At 62.6% G+C, this 22,542-nt stretch carries 18 protein-coding genes; 8 read left to right on the top strand and 10 right to left on the bottom strand.

Translation table 11 applies throughout. The features are described 5' to 3' along the window. The first annotated feature begins 15 nt into the window (after window positions 1–15). From NQE15_RS20215 to NQE15_RS20200, 4 genes are all read left to right on the top strand, one after another. Window positions 16–3,192 carry a PAS domain S-box protein gene (locus NQE15_RS20215; protein ID WP_265950360.1) on the top strand — a complete coding sequence of 1,059 codons (3,177 nt, stop codon included), beginning with the start codon at window positions 16–18 and terminating at the stop codon, window positions 3,190–3,192. After that, window positions 3,167–3,799 (top strand): response regulator transcription factor, encoded by a 633-nt coding sequence (locus NQE15_RS20210; RefSeq protein ID WP_265944145.1) that lies wholly within the window; start codon window positions 3,167–3,169, stop codon window positions 3,797–3,799. The genes NQE15_RS20215 and NQE15_RS20210 overlap by 26 nt, the downstream gene beginning before the upstream one ends. Window positions 3,800–3,979: 180 nt before the next feature. Then, the gene (locus NQE15_RS20205) at window positions 3,980–4,402 is read left to right on the top strand and encodes a phasin family protein (RefSeq protein ID WP_265944144.1); all 423 of its coding nucleotides are present in this window, start codon (window positions 3,980–3,982) and stop codon (window positions 4,400–4,402) included. A gap of 97 nt (window positions 4,403–4,499) precedes the next feature. After that, entirely contained in the window at window positions 4,500–4,739 is a 240-nt protein-coding gene (locus tag NQE15_RS20200) for a hypothetical protein (RefSeq protein ID WP_265944142.1), read from the top strand. 567 nt (window positions 4,740–5,306) lie between these two features. Here the strand turns inward: NQE15_RS20200 and NQE15_RS20195 are convergent. Both NQE15_RS20195 and NQE15_RS20190 read right to left on the bottom strand, forming a co-directional pair. Continuing rightward, the gene (locus NQE15_RS20195) at window positions 5,307–5,585 is read right to left on the bottom strand and encodes a hypothetical protein (RefSeq protein WP_265944141.1); all 279 of its coding nucleotides are present in this window, start codon (window positions 5,583–5,585) and stop codon (window positions 5,307–5,309) included. Beyond that, window positions 5,582–6,529 (bottom strand): LysR substrate-binding domain-containing protein, encoded by a 948-nt coding sequence (locus tag NQE15_RS20190; protein WP_265944139.1) that lies wholly within the window; start codon window positions 6,527–6,529, stop codon window positions 5,582–5,584. Before NQE15_RS20190 ends, NQE15_RS20195 begins: the two co-directional genes overlap by 4 nt. Window positions 6,530–6,621: 92 nt before the next feature. Between NQE15_RS20190 and NQE15_RS20185 the strand changes: the two genes are divergently transcribed. The 3 genes from NQE15_RS20185 to ovoA all read left to right on the top strand — a co-directional run bounded on the left by NQE15_RS20185 (window position 6,622) and on the right by ovoA (window position 9,814). Continuing rightward, window positions 6,622–6,942, top strand: coding sequence for a DUF2917 domain-containing protein (locus tag NQE15_RS20185; protein ID WP_265944137.1), 321 nt, complete (start codon window positions 6,622–6,624; stop codon window positions 6,940–6,942). Continuing rightward, window positions 6,942–7,613 (top strand): glutathione S-transferase, encoded by a 672-nt coding sequence (locus tag NQE15_RS20180; protein WP_265944135.1) that lies wholly within the window; start codon window positions 6,942–6,944, stop codon window positions 7,611–7,613. The genes NQE15_RS20185 and NQE15_RS20180 overlap by 1 nt, the downstream gene beginning before the upstream one ends. 86 nt (window positions 7,614–7,699) lie before the next feature. After that, on the top strand, window positions 7,700–9,814 hold the full coding sequence (gene ovoA / locus NQE15_RS20175; protein WP_265944133.1) for a 5-histidylcysteine sulfoxide synthase: 2,115 nt from the start codon (window positions 7,700–7,702) through the stop codon (window positions 9,812–9,814). A 91-nt stretch (window positions 9,815–9,905) separates the two neighbouring features. On the opposite strand, the gene phaP is transcribed toward ovoA, so the two are convergent. The 4 genes from phaP to NQE15_RS20155 form a co-directional block, all read right to left on the bottom strand. Further along, on the bottom strand, window positions 9,906–10,313 hold the full coding sequence (gene phaP, locus NQE15_RS20170; protein ID WP_416336480.1) for a TIGR01841 family phasin: 408 nt from the start codon (window positions 10,311–10,313) through the stop codon (window positions 9,906–9,908). A gap of 262 nt (window positions 10,314–10,575) precedes the next feature. Next, window positions 10,576–12,075 (bottom strand): diguanylate cyclase domain-containing protein, encoded by a 1,500-nt coding sequence (locus tag NQE15_RS20165; RefSeq protein WP_323054916.1) that lies wholly within the window; start codon window positions 12,073–12,075, stop codon window positions 10,576–10,578. Between the two features lie 9 nt (window positions 12,076–12,084). Beyond that, a complete protein-coding gene (locus NQE15_RS20160; RefSeq protein ID WP_265944129.1) occupies window positions 12,085–12,219 on the bottom strand; it encodes a hypothetical protein in 135 nt (44 codons plus the stop codon). Between the two features lie 348 nt (window positions 12,220–12,567). Further along, window positions 12,568–13,131 (bottom strand): alternative oxidase, encoded by a 564-nt coding sequence (locus NQE15_RS20155; RefSeq protein WP_416336479.1) that lies wholly within the window; start codon window positions 13,129–13,131, stop codon window positions 12,568–12,570. A gap of 333 nt (window positions 13,132–13,464) precedes the next feature. On the opposite strand from NQE15_RS20155, the gene NQE15_RS20150 reads away from it, so the two are divergent. Further along, window positions 13,465–13,779 (top strand): J domain-containing protein, encoded by a 315-nt coding sequence (locus tag NQE15_RS20150; RefSeq protein ID WP_265944125.1) that lies wholly within the window; start codon window positions 13,465–13,467, stop codon window positions 13,777–13,779. Between the two features lie 28 nt (window positions 13,780–13,807). Here NQE15_RS20150 and NQE15_RS20145 read toward each other — a convergent pair whose 3' ends face one another. From NQE15_RS20145 to NQE15_RS20130, 4 genes are read right to left on the bottom strand one after another with little or no spacing between them, the layout of a single operon-like run. Beyond that, window positions 13,808–14,731 carry a response regulator transcription factor gene (locus NQE15_RS20145; protein ID WP_265944123.1) on the bottom strand — a complete coding sequence of 308 codons (924 nt, stop codon included), beginning with the start codon at window positions 14,729–14,731 and terminating at the stop codon, window positions 13,808–13,810. Then, entirely contained in the window at window positions 14,721–18,131 is a 3,411-nt protein-coding gene (locus tag NQE15_RS20140) for an ATP-binding protein (RefSeq protein WP_265944121.1), read from the bottom strand. The genes NQE15_RS20145 and NQE15_RS20140 overlap by 11 nt, the downstream gene beginning before the upstream one ends. 52 nt (window positions 18,132–18,183) lie before the next feature. Next, the gene (locus tag NQE15_RS20135) at window positions 18,184–22,164 is read right to left on the bottom strand and encodes a response regulator (RefSeq protein ID WP_265944119.1); all 3,981 of its coding nucleotides are present in this window, start codon (window positions 22,162–22,164) and stop codon (window positions 18,184–18,186) included. Beyond that, window positions 22,161–22,295: a hypothetical protein gene (locus NQE15_RS20130; RefSeq protein ID WP_265944117.1), complete on the bottom strand. Its 135-nt coding sequence runs from the start codon at window positions 22,293–22,295 to the stop codon at window positions 22,161–22,163. Before NQE15_RS20130 ends, NQE15_RS20135 begins: the two co-directional genes overlap by 4 nt. Window positions 22,296–22,542: the final 247 nt, after the last annotated feature.

The raw sequence follows: 22,542 nt of genomic DNA, 5'->3' as shown, positions 1-22,542 counted from the left end.
GGGAGCGATGCCTTGGTGACTCAGCAACTGAACTGCCCTGTCATGACCACGGCCGCGCCGCAGTCTGCCGAATGCTACACGCCCAGCGACTCGGCCGCGTTGCTTCGTCTGGTCTGCGACTTCATGGTCGACGCTGTCGTCGTTGCCGACGAGCGAGGGGGCATCGCGCTGACCAATCAGGCCTTCAGCCGACTCTTCGGCTTTTCGGCGGACGAGGCGCGCGGCCGTGCCACCGACTTTCTTTATGCCGAAAATGCCGATGCCTTAGAGCTCGGACAAAAGGAGATCCAGAGCAATGCCGGGCTGCCCCGCGCTCCTTCCGAAGTGCGCTGCCGGCGCAAGGACGGCTCTGAGTTCTGGTCGGAAAACCTGGTTACGCAGATCGCCACGGCTGACGGCAGCTTTTCCGGCAAGCTCTACCGGCATCGCGACATCACCGCGCGCAAGGCGACGGAAGCCGCGTTGCGCCAAAGCGAGGCGGAATTTCGCAGCATGTTCGAGTTTTCGGTGCTGGGCAGTGCCCAGTCCGACCCGACGACCGGCCGCATCCTGCGCGTGAACCGCAAATTCTGCGAAATCACCGGCTATGCGGCGGACGAACTGCTGACCATGTCCTTCCGCGACATCACGCACCCGGATGACCGGGAGAGCAACTGGCAGGATTTTCGTTCCACCATGGAAGGAGGGGGTGACGTCTATGTCGTCGACAAGCGCTATGTGCGCAAGGATGGCAGCGTCGTCTGGGTCAATGTGCAATTGGCCCCGTTGCGCGATGAGCAGGGTCGTCCGATCCGCTCGAACGCGGTGGTCCAGGACATCACGGCGCAGAAGCAGGCCGAGGCGGCGCTGCGCCGGCAGCTCGAGTTGCAGGAATGGCTGACCAAGATCGTCGCGACCGTGCCGGGCGTGATCTGCTCCTACCGCTTGCGTCCCGATGGCAGCGCCTGTATTCCTTACGCCAGTGGCGCACTGGTCGGGCTTTATGGTATCCAGCCGGAGGCTGTCCGGGATGACGCGAGGCCGCTCTTTGAGCGCATTCACCCCGACGATCTTGGCCATGTCAACGAGACGATTGCCCATTCCGCCGCGTCGATGACCCCTTGGCGGGACGAATTCCGGGTTTGCCATCCCGACAAGGGCGAGGTGTGGGTTGACGGCCATTCGATGCCGCAGCGTGAAGCCGACGGCAGCATTCTCTGGCATGGCTATCTGGCGGATATCAGCGCCCGCAAGCGCATGGAGCAGGCGCTCCGCGACAACGAAGCCGATCTCCGGCGGGCCCAGGCGGTCGCCCAGACCGGCAGCTGGCGCCTCAATGTCCAGAAGAACCAATTGCTGTGGTCAGATGAAAACCATCGCATCTTCGGTACTCCCAAGGGCACGCCCCTGACCTACGAGACCTTTCTGTCGATCTCGCATCCCGACGACCAGGCCTTCCTCGATCAATCCTGGTCGGCTGCCCTGCATGGCGTTCCCTATGACGTCGAGCACCGCATCGTGGTCGCCGGCGAGACGAGGTGGGTCCGCGAGCGGGCGGAACTCGAATTTGATGCGCAGGGCAATCTGCTTGGCGGCTTTGGTAGCACCCAGGACATCACCGAGCGCAAACGCGCCGAGGCCGCGCTCTCGGCCAGCGAATCGCGCTTTCGCCTGGCCATGGAGGCGGTGGCCGGCGTGGTTTACGACTGGGATCGGGAGACCGATACGACCTTTTGGTCCAGCGGTCTCGGTCGCATCTTCGGCGTCAGCGGGCTGGATGCCGAATCCGGCCGGTCCTGGTGGCGCGAGAATGTCCATCCGGCGGATCTGGAGCGGATCCGGAAGGAGATATTTCGCGACCTGAAAGCGCGTAGCGGCCAGATTCAACTGGAGTACCGCATGCGACACAGCGCTGGCCATTGGCTGCATATCTCCGATTGTGTTCATATCGTGCGCGATGCCGAGGGCCGAACCGAGCGGGTGGTCGGCAGCCTGACCGACATCAGCGCGCGCAAGAGCGCCGAAACCTCGCTGCGGCGCATCAATGACTCGCTGGAGTTGAAGGTGGCTCAGCGTACTGCCGAGGCTGAAGCCCGGGCGCTGGCCTTGCTGGAATCGGAACGCTTCGCCCGCTCGACGATTGACGCCCTGGATTTCGCCTTGTGCGTACTCGATGCCAGCGGCCAAATCATCGCGGTGAACAAGGCCTGGCGCGAATCGGCGGTCGCCAATGGCGGGGACGCTAGCAAGCTGTGCGAAGGGTCCAACTACCTCGAGGTTTGCGATGCGGCGGCGCGCGACGCGGATCAGGTAGCCGCCCAGGTCGCCGCTGCCATTCGCGCGGCACTGGCTGGCGGCAGCCAGAATTATTCGATTGAATACGAATGCAATACCCCGCAAGAGCGCCGCTGGTATGTCATGAGGCTGTGTGGTTTTCCCGGCGATGGTCCGCTCCGGCTGGTGATCAAGCACGAGAACATTACCGTGCGCAAACTGGCGGTCGAAGAGCAGATGGAAAGTGCCCGCAGCCTGAAGCGCCTGGCCGCCCACCTGGAAACGGTTCGCGAGGAGCAAAGCGCGACCATCGCCCGCGAAGTGCACGACGAACTGGGCGGCACGCTGACCATGGTCAAGCTTGGCCTGGCAACGGTTGCCGGAAACCTGAAGGCTTCCGCAGCACAGCAAGCCTCGATTCAGCGCATCCTCGGCCAGCTCGATGACGCACTGCAGACGGTGAAACGCATTTCGGCCGATTTGCGGCCGGCAACCCTGGACACGCTCGGCCTGGTTGCGACCATCAAATGGCATGCCGCCCAGTTCTCGCAACTGACCGGCATCTCCACGGAATTGCGCCTGCCGGAATACGTCAGGCTGTCACGCGAGCGCAGCACGGCCATTTTTCGGATCGTGCAGGAGGCGCTGACCAACATCGCCAAACATGCCGGCGCAAGCAGAGCTTTTATTTCCATGCGCAAGCACAAGGGATATCTGAATGTCGAGATCAGCGACGACGGGGTCGGTCTGGCGGAGGATTGCCGACTTAAACCCGACTCCTTTGGCTTGATCGGCATGCGCGAACGTGCTCAGTACCTGGGCGGTCAGCTTTCCATCACCGGCCTGCCGGATGCCGGAACATGCCTGAGCTTGCGAATTCCCCTCGAAGACGGCAAAGAAGACAGGAAAGCAAATGATGAAACGGATATTGATTGTTGATGACCACGCGGTGGTGCGTTTCGGCCTGCGCCAATTTCTGGCCGATACCGGGGATCTCGAAATTACCGCCGAGGCCGCCAGCGGGGCGGAAGCGCTCGCCCTGGTGCATAAGGGTGACTGGGATCTGGTCCTGCTCGACATGGCATTGCCGGACCTCAACGGGCTCGAGGTTCTCAAGCGGATCAAGCGCGTCCGCCCCGAGATGCCGGTGCTGATCTTCAGCATGTTCTCGGAGGCCGAATTCGCCATTCCCGCCCTCGATGCCGGTGCCTCCGGCTATCTCAACAAGGACAGCCCGCCGCATCAGATGCTGACGGCGATTCGCACGGTGGTGGACGGCGCCCGCTATGTCAGCCCGACGCTCGCTGAAAAGTTGCTGTCCGGCCTGGCATCGGCCGGGCCGCGGCCGCCGCACGAAGCGCTTTCGAAGCGCGAGATGGAGGTCTTGCTTCTGCTCAGCAAGGGGGTTTCGCTGACCAAAATCGGCGAGACGCTGTTCGTCAGCGTCAAGACGGTCAGTACCTATCGGTCGCGAATACTGGAAAAACTGGGTGTCCAGTCCAACGCCGAACTGACCCGCTACGTGATGGAACACAAGCTCGACTGAATCAAGAGTCGGGTAGCTTCGCGAATTCCTACACGAGTCGAGACAATATCCGACAGTTGTCGCGCATTCTTCCGATATTGCCTAGGCATGGGTGGTGGGAATATTCAATCCAACATCCTGACTAAATCCAATGGTTAGAGTGGATGTTGTATCCCCCATATCAAAAGAGAGTAAGAGACTATGCAGCAACAACTTGATTTGTTATTTCAGGGCATCGAACTTTCGCGGAAGCTGGGCACCCAGGCGCTCACCGGTTTTGAAAAATTCGTTTCCCTGAATCTGGACCACACGCAAGATTTTATCGGTCGCACCAGCCAGCAGTTGAAGGCGGCATGTACTGAGCGGAGTTTTAGCCAGGACCCCGAGCAATGGGCTGAGGAATTCCAGGACGCGGTGCGCAGTTCGATCGAATCGACGCGCGATGTCGTGCTCGCCGCTAGCGACTACCAGACCGCATCCCTGCGCCTGCTGCAAGACCAGTCGGCCGAACTGCAGAAGCTGATTTCCACCTCGCTCAACGAGCAGTTGGGTGCAGCCAAAGCTGTTTCCGGTGAAAAACGCGTCGGCAAGTCAGCTACGCTGGTCCAGAAAATGGCCGCCTGAGCTTGATTCAAGTGGCTGTACCGCAAGGTGCAGCCATTAACACCCCAGCCCCAACCGAGAAAAATAGAGATAAAACTGGTAACCAAAGGAGGATTTCATGCATTCCGAGATGTATGGTGTTTATTCCGGCGAGACACATGAACAGTTTATCCAGCGCGCCAATCGCGTATTTCCGGTCGACCGCGCCAAGGCTTGGTCGCGTGTCGAGCGCGCGGTCTTCAATCATCTGCTGGGCCGGATGATTCACGAGCATGGTTACGGTGCGATCACCGACACCATGCTTGATCAGAGCCGGGACGACATGGCCAGGATCGTCCGACGATGTACCGGTAGCTAGTGCCAGCTTTTGTCTTTGTGGTACCAAGGCAAATCAGCACTGCACCGAAGCTCGGAGAAAAACCGGATCGCGAACGCCGCCACAGGCAGGCCTCCATCCGAACCCCCTCGTCGCGTGCGGGCGTAATCCCTTGATGGCATAAGGCACCCAATCGAATATTGGAGCGAGGTGGTTATGACTATTTCTGCGAACGTGATGGGATGTGGGGGCGGGTTTGTTGCTGCGTTGAGCGACGGTCGGCGCATCGAGGAAGCGGATCTGCGCTCCGTGGCCAATGCTCTGCATCGCGCTGGAGTGCCGGCCAATGGCGTGAGCCACGAGTGGCACGGTGGTCAGCGCATGCTCACGGCCGGCCAGCAAGTGGCACTGAATGGCGAAATTCGGAGTCTCGAGCGACAGCATCCGGGCTGGGCGGCCGCGGCATAACCAAGCTGCACCGAGAAGGGCTGAGTTCGATCAAGGCGGGTGCCGGAAGATTCAGCCTTGGTTACTTGATGTTCCGCTTGCGGATGATCGGCTGCATGAACTTGACCGAGAATGTCCAGCCGTCTGGCGTCGCCTTCAGGATCAGGCTTTTCGAGTTGACGCCTTCTTCGAAAGCCGGCCCGAGCCGGCCAGTTCGATGGCGCCGATGCCTTTGATGACGCAGGCGCCGGGCAGGGTGACGAAAGCCGATTCAGCGGCGACCGCGACGAACTGACCCTCCTTCGACTCCGAGCAGGAGAGGCCTTTTGGCACGCTGGCGGGATCGGTTTTCCAGCCCTGACGTAGCGCGTCGAGTGCGGCGAGCAGTTCCGGGGTGGTCTTGACGGCGAGTGCGACTTCGCACGATTTGGCATGGCTCATTCGATTGCTCCGGCTGGGGTGATTGGGTTCATTCTGGCGTCCGGTGGCTGTTGCGCAGAGCCCATTTCGGCGAGATAGTTGCGGACTTCGGCCTGCAACCAGTCGCTAAAGGCCAGCAGCTTGGCAGTGCCGTGGCTGCGCATGGGCCAGACCAGCCAGTAGGGGTTCTGGTAGGGCACGGTGATATTCGAGAGCAGGACCAGTTCGCCGCGCTGCAGCGCGTCGTGCACCAGCGAACGGCGGGTCAGGCTGACCCCTTGGCCCTGGCGCAGGGCTTCGATGACCAGGTTGGAATCGCTATAGACCGGTCCGCCGAGCGGGGTTTCCGGCAGGCCGGCGGCGGCGATCCAGTTACTCCAGCTTTCGACCGAGCGGATCAGCGGCGCGGCGAGGATCTCTCCCGGCGTCTGCGGCAGGTTGCCGCCATTGAAGCCGGGGGCGGCGACGGCGACCAGTTGGTCAATGAATAGCTGGGTCTGCGAAGTGCCTTCCCAGCCGCCGGGCCCCATGCGGATCGCGGCATCGACTCGGTCGACCGCGAAATCGATGACTTCGAGGCTGGCCCGCAAAGTCAGCTTGAGATCGGGGTGCGCCGCCAGAAAGCGCGGCAGGCGGCGAACCAGCCAGTTGGCGCCGAAGGAGGGCAGGATGGCGATGATCAGCTCGTCGGCGCGGGGCAGCGAGAGCACATCGGTAGTGGCGGCGGAAATGTCCTTGAGCGCCATGCGTAGGCGCAGGGCGTAGATGCGGCCGTCTTCGGTAATGTTCAGGCGCTTGCCGGCGCGGGTGAACAGGCTGAGGCCGAGATAGTCCTCGAGCGAACGCAACTGCTGGCTGACCGCGCCGTGCGTGACATGCAGCTCGTCGGCTGCCTGAACGACGCTGCCCAGGCGGGCAACCGCTTCGAAGGCGCGCAGGGCGGGCATGGGTGGCAGGTTTTCCATGTTAGAAATTCTAACGCTTAACCGGAAAGCAAATCGCTTTTTCCTTGCTGGGCGGCGGAGTATATTGTGGCCATGTTTTATGGATGATAGCCATGGTTACATATGCCCGTTTGTTGCTCTACCCCGGTGAAATCCTGCGGCTGGATGGCGACCGCGAATTCGCGATTGCCTGCGAACAAGGGGAGCTTTGGCTGACCGCCGGGGTCGAAGGGGTTGATCACGACCTCAAGGCCGGCCAGCGCGCCCGCTGTCCGAAAGGCCGCATCCTGATCGAAGGCAGCGGCGTGCTGGCCATCGAACCGGTGGATTGCCGGCAGCCCTTCGGCCAATGGCATGGCATCCTACCGTTTCGTAATCTTGAACTGATCGGCCAGTCGCCGGCCAAAACTTCACTTCATGCGAGGACTCTCTGATGTTCGATCTCTATATCGGTAACAAGAACTACTCTTCCTGGTCCTTGCGGCCCTGGCTGCTGATGAAGCATTTCGGCGTGCCCTTTGCCGAGCACATGGTGTCGGTGGCCGGGCGCGACTACAACCCGGCGCTCAAGCCGCTGGCCGGCAATGCCCGCGTCCCCAGCCTGCATGAAGACGGTTTCCAGGTCTGGGAGAGCATTGCGATTGCCGAGTTCCTGGCCGAGCGCTACCCGGCGATGTGGCCGGCCGATCCGAAGGCCCGGGCCAGGGCGCGCAGCATTTCGGCCGAGATGCATGCCGGCTTTGCACAGCTGCGCACGGCGATGCCGATGAACCTCAAGTTCAAGCTCAAGGGCAAGCCGGCGGCGCCAGAAGTGCAGCGCGACATCGACCGGGTGGTCGAAATCTGGGAAGAGGCGCGTAGCCGTTTTGCCACGGACAGCGGACCGTACCTGTTCGGTGACTTTTCGGTGGCCGATGCAATGTATGCGCCCATCGTCTGGCGCTTCCATGTCTATAACGTCGACCTACCGCCGGTGGCCGCCACTTATCGCGATGCCATGCTCTCCCATCCGGCGATGCGCGAATGGTACGCGGCGGGCATTGGCGAGCATGAGGCGCATGCCCATTACGACAAGCTGGCCGACGAATACGGCGGGCCGCGTTGAGGGAGGTGGCCGTGTCCGGTGCCGGGCAAGTGGTTAGAATGTCTGTCACTCGATCAATGACACGGCTATCCAGCGCCGGACTCCCCATGGCCACACCTAGTTTCCCCAGAACGCCCCAGCTCACCGGGCATGATGCCGAAGGCAAGCGCGCCGAAATCCTCGACTATTTCCACGCCACCTTCGACCGTTACGAGCAGCTGTTCGAAGTGCTGAGCGGCGACGAGGCCTACTTCGTCAAGCCGATCGCCCTGCGCCATCCGCTGATCTTCTATTTCGGCCACACCGCGACCTTCTTCATCAACAAGCTGGTGCTCGCCGGTCTGATCGACCAGCGCATCAATCCCGGCTTCGAGTCCATGTTCGCAATCGGGGTCGACGAAATGAGCTGGGACGATCTCAGCGAGGCGCGCTACGACTGGCCGAGCGTCGAGCAGGTCGGCGCCTATCGCCGCGAAGTGCGGGCCACCGTCGACCGCCTGATCCGCACGCTGCCGCTGAGCCTGCCGATCGGCTGGGAACATCCGTGGTGGGTGATAGTGATGGGCATCGAGCACGAGCGCATCCATCTCGAAACCTCGTCGGTGCTGATCCGCCAGCACCAGTTGAAATACGTCAAGCCGCACCCGGCCTGGGAACCCTGCCGACGCAGCGGCCCGGCCCCGGCCAACGAACTGGTCGCCATTCCGACCGGCGCCGTGCATCTCGGCCGTGAGCGCAGCGCAACGGCCGTCTACGGCTGGGACAACGAATTTGGCAGCCACCAGGCGGCGGTCGCCGCTTTCCAGGCCAGTCGCTACCTGGTTTCCAACCGCGAATTCCTTGCCTTCGTCGAGTCCGGCGGCTATGCCGACGAGGCGCTGTGGTCGGAGGAGGGGGCGGCCTGGAAGAACTTTGCCCAGGCCGAACACCCGACCTTCTGGATAGCGGACGGCGCCGGCTGGCGTCTGCGCCTGATGCTCGAAGAAGTCGCGATGCCCTGGGACTGGCCGGTGGAAACCAATTTTCACGAGGCCAAGGCCTTCTGCAACTGGCGGACCCGTCTGACCGGGCTGCCGGTGCGCCTGCCCAGCGAAGATGAATGGCAAGCCCTGCGCGCCTTCGCCGGAGTCGGCGAGCTGTCGGCCGACGAAACGGCAGCCAACCTGCAACTCGATCACTGGGCCTCGTCCTGCCCGGTCGGCGAATTCGCCCATGGCCCGCTGTTCGACGTGATCGGCAATGTCTGGCAGTGGACCGAGACGCCGATCTATCCCTTCGCCAGCTTCGAAGTGCATCCGCTCTACGACGACTTCACGACGCCAACCTACGACGACCGCCACAACCTGCTCAAGGGTGGGGCATGGGTGTCCTGCGGCAACGAGGCGCTGCCCGCTTCGCGCTATGCCTTCCGTCGTCATTTCTTCCAGCATGCCGGTTTCCGCTATGTCGTCGGCGAGGCGCCGGCCGCTGTGCAGACCTCACATTACGAAACCGATCGCCTGCTTTCCGAATACGCCGAATTTCACTACGGTGACAGCTATTTCGAGGTGCCCAATTTCCCGCGTGCCCTGGCCCAACTGGCCATCACAGCGATGGGCGACAAGCCGGCCGCCACGGCCCTCGATCTCGGCTGTGCCACCGGCCGCGCCAGCTTCGAGCTGGCCCGGCATTTCGAGCGCGTCACCGGTATCGACTTCTCGGCCCGCTTCATCGGCCTCGGGACGCAACTGGCCGAGCAAGGTAGCCTGCGCTACACCTTGGTCGAGGAAGGCGAACTGGTCGCCTACAAGGAACGCACCCTGGCCGAGCTCGAACTGGCCGAGGTGGCCGACAAGGTTGAGTTCTACCAGGGCGATGCCTGCAACCTGAAGCCGCATTTCACCGGCTACGACCTGATCCTGGCCGCCAACCTGATCGACCGCCTGTACAGCCCGGCCAAGTTCCTCGGCGAGGTACATGAGCGCCTGAATTCCGGCGGCCTGCTGCTGATCGCCTCGCCCTACACCTGGCTGGCCGAACACACCAAGCGCGAGGAATGGATTGGCGGTTTCAAGCAGGCCGGCGAGAACTTCACCACGCTCGATGGCCTCAAGGCCATCCTCGGCCGGCACTTCCGGCTGGTTCGCGGACCGCTGTCGGTGCCCTTCGTGATTCGCGAGACCAAGCGCAAGTTCCAGCACACGCTGTCTGAAGTCAGCATCTGGGAGCGGGTTGCCGGGTAAGCGGCGGGCGGTTATCGAACTGCTGCCGTGTTGGAGATACAAAAAATGGGCTCCGTCTGACGGAGCCCATTTACATGGCGGAAGTGGCCGCTTAAGCCGCCTTGCTTACCTTCAGCACGGCCTCAGCAGATTTTCTGGCGGCTTCCGTGGTGGCCGACAAGTTCTGATTGGCCGCCGTCGTGAATTGTTTGACGCCATTGTTGAACATGTCGAACGACCCATTCCAGTCGGTCGGGAGCTTGAAGTTGTCACTGAAGACGCCCATTTGGGTGGTCAGCAGTTTGAGAACTTCCTGTTGGGTTTCTGCAAGAATTTCGTAGGCACTGCGCGAGTAAGCCATCGACTTGTCGATCATCGGCTGCAGGGAGGTGGCCTGAGGAAACTCGAACCCCGATTTGCTGCCGGCAGCCGGGCGCTGCCTGGTGACCGACATGCCTTCGTCGAGGGCGTCGCGAATAGTGGACAGATTGAGTTCGGTGAAGCGTTCGGCGCTCACCATGTATATATTGGCCAGGGCATGAATCGCTTCGGCGTTGGCAGGGTTTGCGCTGGGGAGGCTATGTGAGTTCTTTTGTGTCATGGTGTTTCCTTTGCTGCGACTGCTGCATGGGCAATACGTTCCCCTCGTCGTCGAACGATTGATCTATTGGCTAGGGGGAGATGTCAGCGATTGATGTTTCCGGGCTGACACTTCAGGGTGGCACAGATTGCCGCAAAGTCCATGAGTCGTTGTGTAACGGTGAGCGATCTTGCGCTGGCCGTCATTTGCCGCATTCATCCCCAGCGTCAAAAAACCGAACCTGGTTGCCGCCCGCCGTCTTGGCCAGATACATCGCCAAGTCGGCCCGCTTCAGCGCACTCGCCGGGCTTGCTTCATGCTGGTCGAACAAGGTCACGCCGATGCTTGACGTGCACCGATGCTCAATTGTGGTTTGTACATTCGCGGCGTCGGTGACGGCGAGTAGAAAGGGTTGCTCGAGGGCGACCCGCAGCTTTTCGGCAATGGTCCCCGCCTGGGCGCTGGATTCCGCATTTTCCAGGTCGAGCTGGCTGAGCATGACGACAAACTCGTCGCCACCCAGGCGGGCCACGGTGTCCATCTCGCGCACGCACCGTTTCAGCCGGTCCGCCACTTCGATCAAAAGTAAATCGCCGACGTCGTGGCCGTAGGTGTCGTTGAGCACCTTGAAATTGTCCAGGTCGAGAAACATCAGGGCGCCGAACAGGTTGCTGCGCGAACTGGCGGCGATCGCCTGACTCAAGCGGTCGCAGAACAGGCGCCGGTTGGGCAGCATGGTCAGGACATCATGGAAGGCCATTTGCCGAACCTGTTCCTGCAACCGCTTGCGTTCGGTGATGTCGTGCGAGACGACGACGATGCGCACCACTCGCCCGTCCTTGTCCTTGATCACGCTGCCATGCGATTCCATGTCGCGGACGCTGCCGTCGGCCATCTGGAAGCGGAATTCGATCCGCTGCCCCTGGCCGGTGCGGACCGTTTCGTAAAAAACCTGCCTGACGTACTCCCGGTCGTCCGAGTGGATCTCGGCGAAGGAGTCAGTGTTGCGCAGATCTTCGGGTGCGCCGAAAAACTGCTCGTATGACGGGCTGTTGTAGAGACGCCGACCCTCGACGTCCAACACCGCGATGAAGTCCGACAGGTTTTCCGCAATCAGATGGAAGAACTCCTTCTGCTCGCGTAGGGCCTCTTCCGCGCGCTTGCGCTCGGTAATGTCGATGAATGCGGTGCGGCACAAGCGCTTGCCTTCTGCATCCAGGGCGCCGATCGAACGCAGATGGACCCAGAATGTCGTGCCGTCTGCTTTCACCATGCGCAGATCGCAGCTATGCAGCTCACCGGTGGCGAATAGCTCCTGGGTGTGGCAATGGAAGGTGTCTTGCTCCTCCTTGAGGATGAAGCTGCGGATCGGATGCTCGATCAGATCCTGCGGGGCGACGCCGAGCAAGGTGGCCGCTGTCTGGTTGGCTTGCAAAATTCGTCCGGTCTCGCTCAGCGTGCAGTAACCGACCGGCGCCAGATTGTAGAGTTCGAAGTAGATGACCTTCGACGCCTCCAGGTTTTCTTGCGTCCGGCGCAGTTCTTCGTTCTGCATGCTGAGTTCGATCTGATGGACCTGCAGTTCGAGGAGCAACTTTTGCGGGTCGGTATCGATCGTCGTCATTGGCAAACCTTGTTGGGCAACGCGTTCCTTTGCCTGATGGCGCAGATCCATCTGATTCTGGGTATTACTGGTTGTCATGGCGCTAGATCACCGGGGACTCGTGCGGCGCGCTACCAAACCAGCCGTCGAATTTCTGAAGATCATGCCGATAACCGCCTGCGCATGATCGTCGATCGCCTTGCCATCGCTGTGAGTAGCGTTTGCCCTGCTGGTGACCCACATTGGAGTCTCCTCTGTGATTGGGTTGCTAGCGCCGGCCTGCTGCTGGAGTACGTTGCCGTAAATCCGCAAGGCAAATGCCGGTTCTCTGTCGAGTCTGTCTGCTGCTCAGGATATCTCAATGGCATTTATTTTGCAGGGTAAAACACTTGAGCCTCACAATATTGCTTTGAGCGCTTACCGCTCTAAAAATTCACTTTAGCCCGCTAGGATGAGACTGCCAGCCATGTTTAATGTTCTCATCATTCAGGCGCGGCTCGCATCGGGAAACCTGACGATCTCTGTCAGAAACCGCCACTATGCTTGTAGGATATTGCGTCATGGGTGGTGCAGAAACTGCCGGCTTGGCATCTATCCCGTCGACAACGCGTCGGCAAACTGGTGATTGACATCGCGGTGATGCGCCTCGTCGGCGCGGACGGCGATGATGACTTCGCGCAGGCGCGCGTCGGGGGCAAGCTGCCAGTATTTGATGGCGATCGCCGGGGCTGGGACGTTGGCGTAGGTGTCGTTGTCCACTCCCGCCAGATACTCGGTGTAACTGTAAACCGCTTCTTCCTCCAGATAGCCGACCAGACGATGCGCGGTCCGCGGCGAAATCAGATACAGAACAAAGAAGAAGTTGTAGAAAGCGCCCTGCACAAGCACGACCAGTAGCCGTTCCAAGCGGGTTGGTCGGGCAATCTGCAGAAAGGTCATCAAATGCATGCGTTCGTTCTCGGCTTCGTCGAGCAGGGTGCGGATCCAGCCGTCGTCGCTTTCCATGCGCCGCAGGGCCCGCAGATGTTGCAGCGAACCGCCTACCATGCCCGGCACTGCGGCTACCGTCTCAAGGACCACTGCGCGATGGCCATAGCGGCGAGCGAAGAAAGTGTCGGCAAAGAAGCGCAGAAAGCGGACCAAGGCATAGGCCATTCGGTCGCGGAAGTTTCGGGGCGCATAGTGTGTCAGGGGCGGTGGAGTTTCGATCATGCGGCGGCAAGGCATTTGTTCCCGGTCTGATTCGGCATCGCGATTTCCTGGATTCCCCGGACAGTTTGAAACCTCATCATCGCAAGCTGCGGGCAAGCGGTCTGTTGGATAGCACACAGATTGGCCGCCCGGGGGTGTTGTTTGCCGAATCAATCACTTTCAAAACCAGGTCCTATGTTATATAGGACACATAGTGGCGATGATGTCAGCGAAACGAGCGTTTCTGACGAACGTGCCACCGGGAGAGCTGGTGCGGTACGGTGCTTCGGAGGGGTGATGAAAGACAACGACTACTACGGCATTCTGGGTATCGCTCCCGGCGCCACTGCCACAGAAATCAGGCAGGCTTATCGCCGCCTTGCCCATCGCTGTCATCCCGATGTCGCCGACGATCCCGATGGCGAGCCGAAATTCAAGGCGGCGAGTGAAGCCTATCGGACGCTGAAATGCCCCGAGGCACGGGCCGCCTATGATCGCCTGTCAGTGTTCGGGACGGATCGTGGTGCATCCCCGCCAATCAACGGTTCTTTCGACTTCTGGTTCGTCGTGCTCCAGGGGCCCGCCTGGATGTGGTTCTGGATGGGGACCTGACGAGACGGCCGGTTCGGCCAAGCGCTGCCTAGCCGCCGCGCATCTTGCCCAGCGCCAGGTTGGCGGCGGCGGTGCGGGTTTCCACCCCGAGCTTCTCGAAAACGTGCTCCAGGTGCTTGTTTACGGTACGCGGACTGTTGCCGAGGATATCGCCGATATCGTTGCTGGTCTTGCCCTGGACCACCCAATAGAGCACTTCGGCTTCGCGCTGGGTGAGGCGGAAGGCGGCGATCAGCGATTCGATGGCCGAGGCGTCGTTTTCCTCGCGCAGCACGACCAGCCATTCATCGTCGGCCGTCTGGTCATGGAAAGAGGCGAGCAGGCGGCGGCTGCCATCGGCGAGCAGCAATGAGTGCGGCTCGCGCCCATCGCGGCGGGCGCGGTGAGCGTCGGCGATCCAGTTCAGCAGTTCTTCCGGCGCCACTTCTTCCGGGTTGGCGAAATAGTCGTTGAGCAGTTTGCGGGCCAACGGCGTCTGCCAGACCAGCCGGCCGTCGCGGGCGCGGACGGCGACCGTGGCCTGGCCGAATGCGTCGAGCGCGGTGCGCGCCTGCTTCATCTGGCGGGCGTTCTGGATATGGGCGGCGATGCGGGCGAGGACTTCCGGCGGGCGGATTGGCTTGGTGACGTAGTCGGCGCCGCCGGCGCTGAAGGCGGCAACGACGTGTTCGGTCTCGGTCAGCCCGGTCATGAAGACGATAGGGATCTGCTGCGTGGCGAAATCGGCCTTCAAGCGGCGGGCGACCTCGAAGCCATCCATGCCCGGCATCACGGCGTCGAGCAGGATGACGTCGGGCAGGCTCTGGCGGGCACGTTGCAGCGCCGATTCGCCGTTGGTGGCGACGAGCACGGTGTGGCCGGCTTCATCGAGCGCGTCGTGGAGCAGGGAAAGGTTTTCCGGGACATCGTCGACGATCAGGACGATGTCTGAAACGCTTCTATCAACGGGCATCGCGTATTTTCCTGAGAATTTCCTTCATGGCATCGAACTGGAATTGTCGTGCCAGATCGCGCAGCACGCGGACGAACTCATGATGTTCGGGAGCGATCTTTTCGATCTCTGCCAGCTTGCTGAGGATGCCGCGCAGGTAACCGAGGCCGATCAGTTCGTCGAGCGCCGCGAGATGTGTTTCCTTGGGTGCGATCAGCGGGGGCGGTTCGGCAGGGGCAGCTGGTGGTGGGGTCGGAGTGTTGGCGGTCACCCATTCCAGTTCCAGCTTGCGACCGATCCAGGTCAGCAATTCGTTGACGCGCAATGGTTTGACGATGAAATCCTCGGGCGCGATGCCGGCATCGTTGTCCAGGCTCTTGTCGAAGGCGTTGGCCGAAAGGATGGCGATATGGGCTTCGCTCAGCCCTTGCCGGCGGATGCGGCGGATGGTTTCCCAGCCATCGATGCCGGGCATGCCGAGGTCCATGAAGATCAGGTGCGGCGCGAAACGCGGGATCGCGGCGAGCGCCTCGTAACCGCTCGCTGCCGGCTCGATGATGAAGCCGAGGGGCTCGAGCAGGCGCTGTAGCATCTCGCGGTCGACCTTCTCGTTATCGACGACCAGGATGCGTCGACGCACGCCGACATAGCCGACCCGGTTGAGGCGCGGCAGTTCGCGGGCGGCCTGCGCCGAATGCACCTGCGGCAGGAAGAGGCGGATGCGGAACAGGGTGCCGGCGCCGGGCGTGCTCGAGACCTGCATCTCGCCGCCCATCAGGTCGGTCAGCATGCGGGCGATGGTCAGGCCGACGCCGCTGCCGCCGGCCTGCGCCGTGCTGCCGCGCACGAAGGGTTCGAAGATGCGCTCCAGTTCGGCGGCTGGAATACCAGGGCCGCTGTCGCGGATATCGAAAACCGCCATGTCGCGCCGGCATTCGACCTTGAACGCGACGCTGCCGCGGACGGTGAATTTGACCGCGTTGCCCAGCACGTTGATCAGGATCTGGCGCAGGCGCTTCTCGTCGGCGCGGACCACGGCCGGCAGCTCGCCAGCCGGCTGGTAGTCGAAAGCCAGGCCCTTGTTGCGAGCCTGCAGTTCGAACATGCCGACGATCTGCTGCATGAACTCGGGGAAATCGAGCGCCTTGACCTCCAGCGTCAGCTTGCCGCCCTCGATGCGGGCGATATCCAATGTGCCCTCGATCACCGACAGCAAGTGGTCGCCGGATTTGCGGATGACGTTAACCGCCTGCCGGCGATGGGGCGGCACGTCCTCGTCGGCGTCGAGAATCTGGGCGTAGCCGAGGATGCTGTTGAGCGGGGTCCGCAATTCGTGGCTGATTGCCGTGAGGTAGCGGCTCTTCGCCTGGTTGGCCTGCTCGGCGACGGCCTTGGCCTTCTGCAGCGCCTCGTCGGTGCGCTGGTGCGATTCGATTTCCTGAATCAGCAACTGCGTCTGGCGGTTCGATTCCTCCTGCGCCACCTGCCGGCTCTGCTGGGTCAGCACCATCCACCAGGCGGCGACGCCTGAAAGCATCAGCAGCGCGGCAAAGGCCTTGATAAAACTGTCCTGCAGGGCGGCGATCAGCACCGTCTGCTGCGGCCCGAAGGCGAGCAGTTCGTGGGTGTAGAGTACGCCGAGAACCAGCGCCAGCACCGGCACGATGCCGGCCATCAGCAGCAGGTAATGGCCGAGCCCGGTTTCCAGATAGGGCCGGGCGGGCGCCGGCAGCAGGCGGCGCAACACGGCGTTCCACTGGGCCGTTAGGCTGGCTTCCGGCTTGCACAGGTCGTGGCAGCGGGCATCGAGCGAACAGCACAGCGAACAGATCGGCCCTTGATAGGCCGGGCAGTGCGCCATGTCTTCGCCTTCATAATCGCGTTCGCAAATGACGCATTTCTGAGCTTGGGGTGTCGTGGTGGCGGGTGGCCGGGCCAGGTAGTAGCGGCCGCCGGTGGCCCAGGCGATCAGAGGCGAAATGAGCAGGGCGCTGCCGAGTGCGACGAAGGAGGCGTAGGGCTGGAGATCGCTGCCGAAGAGGCCGACGAAGGCGGCGATCGAGAGTAGCGAGGCGATGCCCATGGCGCCGACGCCGACCGGGTTGACATCGTAGAGGTTGCTGCGCTTGAACTCGATGCCTTGTGGCGAGAGGCCGAGCGGCTTGTTGATGACGAGATCGGCGACCACCGCCGCCATCCACGAAATGGCGATGTTGGAATAAAGGCCGAGGACCTGGCCGAGCGCCTTGAAGACGTCGAGCTCCATCAGCAGCAGGGCGATCAGGGTGTTGAAAACGACCCAGACGACGCGCCCCGGGTGGCTGTGGGTGAGCCGGGCGAAGAAATTGGACCAGGCCAGCGAGCCGGCGTAAGCATTGGTGACGTTGATCTTGAGCTGGGAAACGACGACGAACAGCACCGTGGCGGCGATCGCCAGGCTCGTGTTGTCGAAGACGTGCGAGAAGCCGATCAGGTACATCTGGTTGGGGTCGACCGCCTTCTCGGCGGGCACCGCATTGCGCAGCGCCAGCCAGGCGAGCAGAGCGCCGCCGAGCATTTTCAGGATGCCGGGTACGACCCAGCCCGGTCCGCCGACGATGACCCCGAACCACCAGCGGCGGCGGTTGGCAGCCGTGCGCTCGGGCATGAAGCGCAGGTAATCGACCTGTTCGCCCATCTGGGTGACCAGGGCAATGCCGACGGTCAGCGCCGCACCGAACAGGTGCGGGTCGAAGCCGCCGCCCGTGCCGTGTTCGCCGGCGTATTGCCAGAGGCCGGCCAGCGCTTCCGGTTCCTCGGCCAGAACGAAGGCGTAGGGCAGGATCAGCAGGAACAGCCAGAGGGGCTGCGTCCACGCCTGCAACTTGCTGATCGCGGTGACGCCGTGGGTGACCAACGGGACGACGACCAGGGCGCAGATCAGGTAGCCCCAGGCCGGTGGGATCTTGAAGGCGAGTTCCAGCGCATAGGCCATGATCGCCGCTTCGAGGGCGAAGAAGATGAAGGTGAAGGAGGCGTAGATCAGCGAGGTGATGGTCGAGCCGATGTAACCGAAGCCAGCGCCGCGCGTCAGCAGATCCATGTCGAGGCCGTGGCGGGCGGCGGTGTGGGCGATCGGCAGGCCGATCAGGAAGATGATCAGGCCGGTGGCGAGGATGGCCCAGAAAGCATTGATGAAGCCGGCATTGACCAGCATGGTGGCGCCCACCGCCTCCAGCACCAGGAAAGAGGCGGCGCCGAAAGCGGTGTTGGCGACGCGCATTTCCGACCACTTGCGGAAGCTGCGCGGCGTGAAGCGCAGGGCGTAGTCTTCCAACGTCTCGTTGGCGACCCAGGTGTTGTAGTCGCGGCGAATCTTGATGACGCGCTGGGTGGGCGAGGGAACGGCGGAATTCATGAGGTAGGGCGAAGCATGTTCCATGCCCTGCTCATAGGCCCGTAAACCGGATTTTCGTGCCCCAGTCTGGTGCGCTTTAGGGCTGTGGCTGCTCCGCCTTGAACGCCTCGATGACGCTGGCCAGTTCCTCGGCGGCGGCGTCGAAGTCGTAGATCGCAATCTGTTTGGCGACCTTGCCGAGTTGGGCGTCCCATGGCGATCCACGCAGTTCGCCGGCCAGTTCCTCTACGGCCTCGGCGGCGCTGGCATCGCTTTCGGCCAACAGCGTGGTCAGCCTGTCGAGCAACGGCTGGACGCGTTCCGGGTCGAGCTCCACGGTAGCCCCCTCGGGCGCTTGTTCAACCGTCGCCAGGCGTTGCAGGCCATCGATCACCGGGGCCAGTCGGGACAGGGTGCGCGCCAGTGCGGCGGCGATACGCTCGGCGTCGTCGCCGCGTTGGCAAGCCTGCTCCAGTTCGGTGGCGGCGGCCTGGACTTCGCGGGCGCCGATGTTGCCGGAAGTGCCGCGCAGCGAGTGGGCGGCGCGGGTTGCAGCCAGGGGGTCAGCATCGTCCTGGGCGGCAGCGAAGAGGCTGGCGAAGTCGCGCGCGCCGTCCCGGAACCTGGTCAGCAGCCGGCGATAGAGTTTCTCGTTACCCATCGTCGTCGCCAGTCCGGCCCGGGTGTCGATCCCCGGCAGGTCGGCGAAGGCACCGCCCGCGGAGGCCGAGCGATCGGCGGCGGGCAGTTTGTCCGGGTGGGCTGCCGTGACCCAGTGGGCGATGGTGGCGAACATCTGGTCGACCTTGAGCGGTTTCGGGATGTGGTCGTTCATGCCGCAGGCGATGACTTTCTCGCGCTCGCCGGCCATCGCATTGGCCGTCATCGCGATCACCGGCAGCGTGGTCCAGCGCGGGTTGCGGCGGATTTCGCGGGTCGCCTCGTAGCCGTCCATCACCGGCATCTGGCAATCCATCAGCACGCCGTCGAAATCCCTTTCGCGATTCAGAATCTCGAGCGCCTGTTGGCCGTTGCCGGCCAGTCGCACGGTGATCCCGGCTGAGCGCAGCAGTTCGGTTGCCAGTTCCTGATTCAGCTCGTTGTCCTCGACCAGCAGCAATTTGGCGCCGGCCAGGTGGCGCATGGTCGCCAACTGGTCGTCGGCTTTCTGATGGGCTCGGGTCTCGATCGCGATGCCCTTGTTCAGAACCTCGCCGATGGTTTCAAGCAGGGTCGAGGGATTGACCGGCTTGGTCAGTATCGATTTCAGCGTTACCCCGCGCTCGGCGGCATGCTCGGCAGCTTCTTCGCGGCCATGGGCGGTGACCATGATCACCGTCGGCAGGGTCTGACTATGCTTGTGCTGCATCTGGCGGACGCATTCGACGCCGTCCATGTTCGGCATCTTCCAGTCCATCAAAACCAGGTCGTAGGTCCGCCCGCTGGCGGCGGCTTCGTCGAGCTTCTGCAGCGCCGCGGCGCCGTCGCCGGCGAGCTCGACGTCGAGACCGAAGCTGCGTGCCATTGCCGAAAGGATCTCGCGAGCCGAGGCATTGTCGTCGACCAGCAGCAGGCGCAGCCCGAGCAATTCGTCGGCCAGGAACATGCGGCGCATCGTCGGCTGGGCCTGCAGCCCGAAACGGGCCGTGAAGTGGAAAACCGAGCCCCGGCCGTAGTCGCTCTCGACCCAGATCCGGCCGCCCATCAGCTCGACCAGTTTCTGCGAGATGCTCAGGCCGAGCCCGGTGCCGCCATATTTGCGGGTGGTCGAGGCGTCGGCCTGGCTGAAGGCGCTGAAGATCTGGCCGCACTGCTCCGGGGTCATGCCGATGCCGCTGTCGCCGACCCAGAAATGCAGTTCGACCTCCTGATCGGTGCTGGCCAGGCGCTCAATGCCGATGACGATTTCGCCGTGTTCGGTGAATTTGACGGCATTGTTGCCGAGATTGACCAGCACCTGGCCGAGACGCAGCGGATCGCCGATCAGCGCCGTCGGGATGTCGGGCGCGGCATTGAACAGCAGCTCCAGTTCCTTGTCTTCGGCCTTCATGCCGACCAGGCCGGCGAGATCGTCCATGACGTCCTCGAGGCGGAAGTCGATGCGCTCCATCGTCATCTTGCCGGCCTCGATCTTCGAGAAATCGAGGATGTCGTTGATGATGCCGAGCAGGTTCTCGGCCGAGCGATTGACCTTCTCGATATAGTTGCGCTGGCGGGCATCCAGTTCGGTGCCGAGCGCCAGATGCGACATGCCGATGATGACGTTCATCGGGGTACGAATCTCGTGGCTCATGTTGGCCAGGAAGTCGGATTTCATCTTGGTCGCTTCCTCGGCGGCCTCCTTGGCCGCGGCCATCGCCCGCTGGGCGGCTTTCTGGTCGGCGATGTCGACGAAGGTGCCGACCAGGCCGCCCGGCGTGCCGTCGGCCTTGGCGAAACCCGTGACGTAGTACAGCGTCTCGTGAATCTTGCCGTCGCTGAACGGCATCGGCACCTCGCGGCGGACCGTGCCGCTCGTCGCAATGGTCTGTTCGTCTTCGGCCTGGTAGGCGATGCGGTCGGCCTCGGGCAGGTAGTCCAGATCGAGAACCCGCTTGCCAACCAGGTCTTCCCGGCGGACGGCGAAGGTCTCCTCGTAGGCCCGGTTGAAGCCGAGAAAGCGCGTATCGGCGCCCTTGTAGAAGATCGGGTAGGGGATCGTGTCGACCAGCGCCTGCTGGAAGGCGAGCTGGTCGGCCAGTTCGGCTTCGCTGCGGGTGAGAGCGGCGGTGCGCTGCTCGACCTTGTCTTCCAGCGTCCGGTTGGCGTCGGCCAGGTCATCGGTCGCCTTCAGCAGCAGACGGCGCATGTTCTCCTGGGCCTGGGCCAGGACGCGAATTTCGCGGATCGACGAATGGACTTCACCGGCTGGCGCTGCGAGCTGGAGGGTGCCGATCCGTTCGCTTTCGCGGGCCAGCCGATAGAGCGGCCGGGCGATCTGGTGGGCCAGGCGGTAGGCGATGAAGGTGGCGATGGCGAGCAGGCCGAGCAGGATCAGACCGAGCATGGCCAGGAAGTCGGGGGCGATCGGCACGAAATCCTCGAAGGGGGCGGTGCTGGTGATCCAGAAATACTGGTTGCGTACCCGCAGCAGGTCGACATTGGCGATCCACTCTTTGCCGTCCGGCGCGGCGATCCGGAAGACTCCTTGATTAGGCGACTCGTTGCGCCGCCAGGTCGCTGCGGCCAGCGCAATGGTGTCGAGGCCAACGGCTTCCGGTTCCTTCAGCACCATGGCGCGGATATCGTCGTCGTTTGCAATGCGCGGGCTCTTCGGCGCGCCGAGCACGCGTCCGTCCGGCATCAGGATGGCGACATGACCGTGCTTGCCGACCTCGAGCTGGCTGGTGAAGCGCGACAGGTCGAGCAGCATGACATCCAGCGCCAGCACCCAGCGCGTGCCGGTGTCGTCCTGCCAGCTCGTGGTCACCGTAATGCCCGGGTCGCCGCTGGTGAAGAAGGTGTAGGGCTCGGACCACTGGATTTCGCCGGCCGGAGCGGCCACGGCCTGCTTGAACCAGGGGCGCTGGCGGTTGTCGTAGCCGCTCGCCTTCCACTCGCTGCCGAGGCGGGTCCGGGTGTCCTGCCAGCTCGTCCAGCGCTGGCGACCGGGGGATTGGGCCGCACTGGCTCGGCGGTTCAGCCAGCCTTTATCGCCGCGCAGCAGCATCAGTTCCTCGCCCCGCTCGTTGGCCAGGTGCACGGCGCTGATCGTCGGGCGGCTGGCCAGCGTCGGCAGCATCAGGCGGTTGAATGCCTGTTCATCATCGATGTCGAGCAGGCCGTCCTTGGCGAACTCTTCGCTCGAGCGCAGCACCCCCTCCAGCGTGGCGACCAGTGCGCCGATTTTTTCGGAGACATTCTGGGTGGCCCGGGTACTTTCCAGGGTGGCCATCCGGTCGAACATCGGCCGCAGTTGCATGTGATAGACCAGGATGCTGAACAGCAACAGGGCTAGCAGGATAAGGCCGACGATGCGGGCCGTAACATGCCGGCGGAGTGGCGGGAAAGCCGTGAAGGAGGGGGCTTGGGTGGTCATGGCCGGGTTCGCCGGGTGACCTTGATCTGGTCACTGTCCTTGAGCCGGGCGCTGATCAGGGCTAGATTGTCCGGGGTGCCATGAACCGCCAGGCGGGGTGCCTTGCCGGCCGGGTCCATCGTGTTGTTCATGCCGCCCCCTTTTGTTTTTGTCCCGGCAAATTGTTGCACGCTTCAATTGTCGGCGCCATAAGCCATTTCACTGAAATATCAGGACGGGAGAATAGGATCTGTGGGGGGCTGAAATGATGCACGATTTTGGTGCGAACCGGCGCGCATAGGCGCTGCCGGGAGCTTCGCCAAGGTGCGTCGATGATTTCAGTCTCAAATAAAACAGTGGCTTAAAAGCTGGTTCGCGTCTTGCTTTAATAGCCATAGT

This window comes from Dechloromonas sp. A34 (genome assembly GCF_026261605.1).
Taxonomy (GTDB): domain Bacteria; phylum Pseudomonadota; class Gammaproteobacteria; order Burkholderiales; family Rhodocyclaceae; genus Azonexus.
Note: the sequence above shows the minus strand (reverse complement) of the source record. Positions and strands in the feature narration are given on the sequence as shown.

Bases quoted from the DNA above. Each gene is read 5' to 3' on its own strand.
- NQE15_RS20135 (WP_265944119.1), bottom strand. From the start codon at position 22,164: ATGACCACCCAAGCCCCCTCCTTCACGGCTTTCCCGCCACTCCGCCGG.
- NQE15_RS20145 (WP_265944123.1), bottom strand. From the start codon at position 14,731: ATGCCCGTTGATAGAAGCGTTTCAGACATCGTCCTGATCGTCGACGAT.
- NQE15_RS20200 (WP_265944142.1), top strand. From the start codon at position 4,500: ATGCATTCCGAGATGTATGGTGTTTATTCCGGCGAGACACATGAACAG.
- NQE15_RS20180 (WP_265944135.1), top strand. From the start codon at position 6,942: ATGTTCGATCTCTATATCGGTAACAAGAACTACTCTTCCTGGTCCTTG.
- NQE15_RS20155 (WP_416336479.1), bottom strand. From the start codon at position 13,131: ATGGCCTATGCCTTGGTCCGCTTTCTGCGCTTCTTTGCCGACACTTTC.
- NQE15_RS20195 (WP_265944141.1), bottom strand. From the start codon at position 5,585: ATGAGCCATGCCAAATCGTGCGAAGTCGCACTCGCCGTCAAGACCACC.
- NQE15_RS20210 (WP_265944145.1), top strand. From the start codon at position 3,167: ATGATGAAACGGATATTGATTGTTGATGACCACGCGGTGGTGCGTTTC.
- NQE15_RS20185 (WP_265944137.1), top strand. From the start codon at position 6,622: ATGGTTACATATGCCCGTTTGTTGCTCTACCCCGGTGAAATCCTGCGG.
- NQE15_RS20150 (WP_265944125.1), top strand. From the start codon at position 13,465: ATGAAAGACAACGACTACTACGGCATTCTGGGTATCGCTCCCGGCGCC.
- NQE15_RS20205 (WP_265944144.1), top strand. From the start codon at position 3,980: ATGCAGCAACAACTTGATTTGTTATTTCAGGGCATCGAACTTTCGCGG.
- NQE15_RS20130 (WP_265944117.1), bottom strand. From the start codon at position 22,295: ATGAACAACACGATGGACCCGGCCGGCAAGGCACCCCGCCTGGCGGTT.
- NQE15_RS20140 (WP_265944121.1), bottom strand. From the start codon at position 18,131: ATGGAACATGCTTCGCCCTACCTCATGAATTCCGCCGTTCCCTCGCCC.
- NQE15_RS20190 (WP_265944139.1), bottom strand. From the start codon at position 6,529: ATGGAAAACCTGCCACCCATGCCCGCCCTGCGCGCCTTCGAAGCGGTT.
- NQE15_RS20165 (WP_323054916.1), bottom strand. From the start codon at position 12,075: ATGACAACCAGTAATACCCAGAATCAGATGGATCTGCGCCATCAGGCA.
- NQE15_RS20160 (WP_265944129.1), bottom strand. From the start codon at position 12,219: ATGTGGGTCACCAGCAGGGCAAACGCTACTCACAGCGATGGCAAGGCG.
- ovoA (WP_265944133.1), top strand. From the start codon at position 7,700: ATGGCCACACCTAGTTTCCCCAGAACGCCCCAGCTCACCGGGCATGAT.
- phaP (WP_416336480.1), bottom strand. From the start codon at position 10,313: ATGGTGAGCGCCGAACGCTTCACCGAACTCAATCTGTCCACTATTCGC.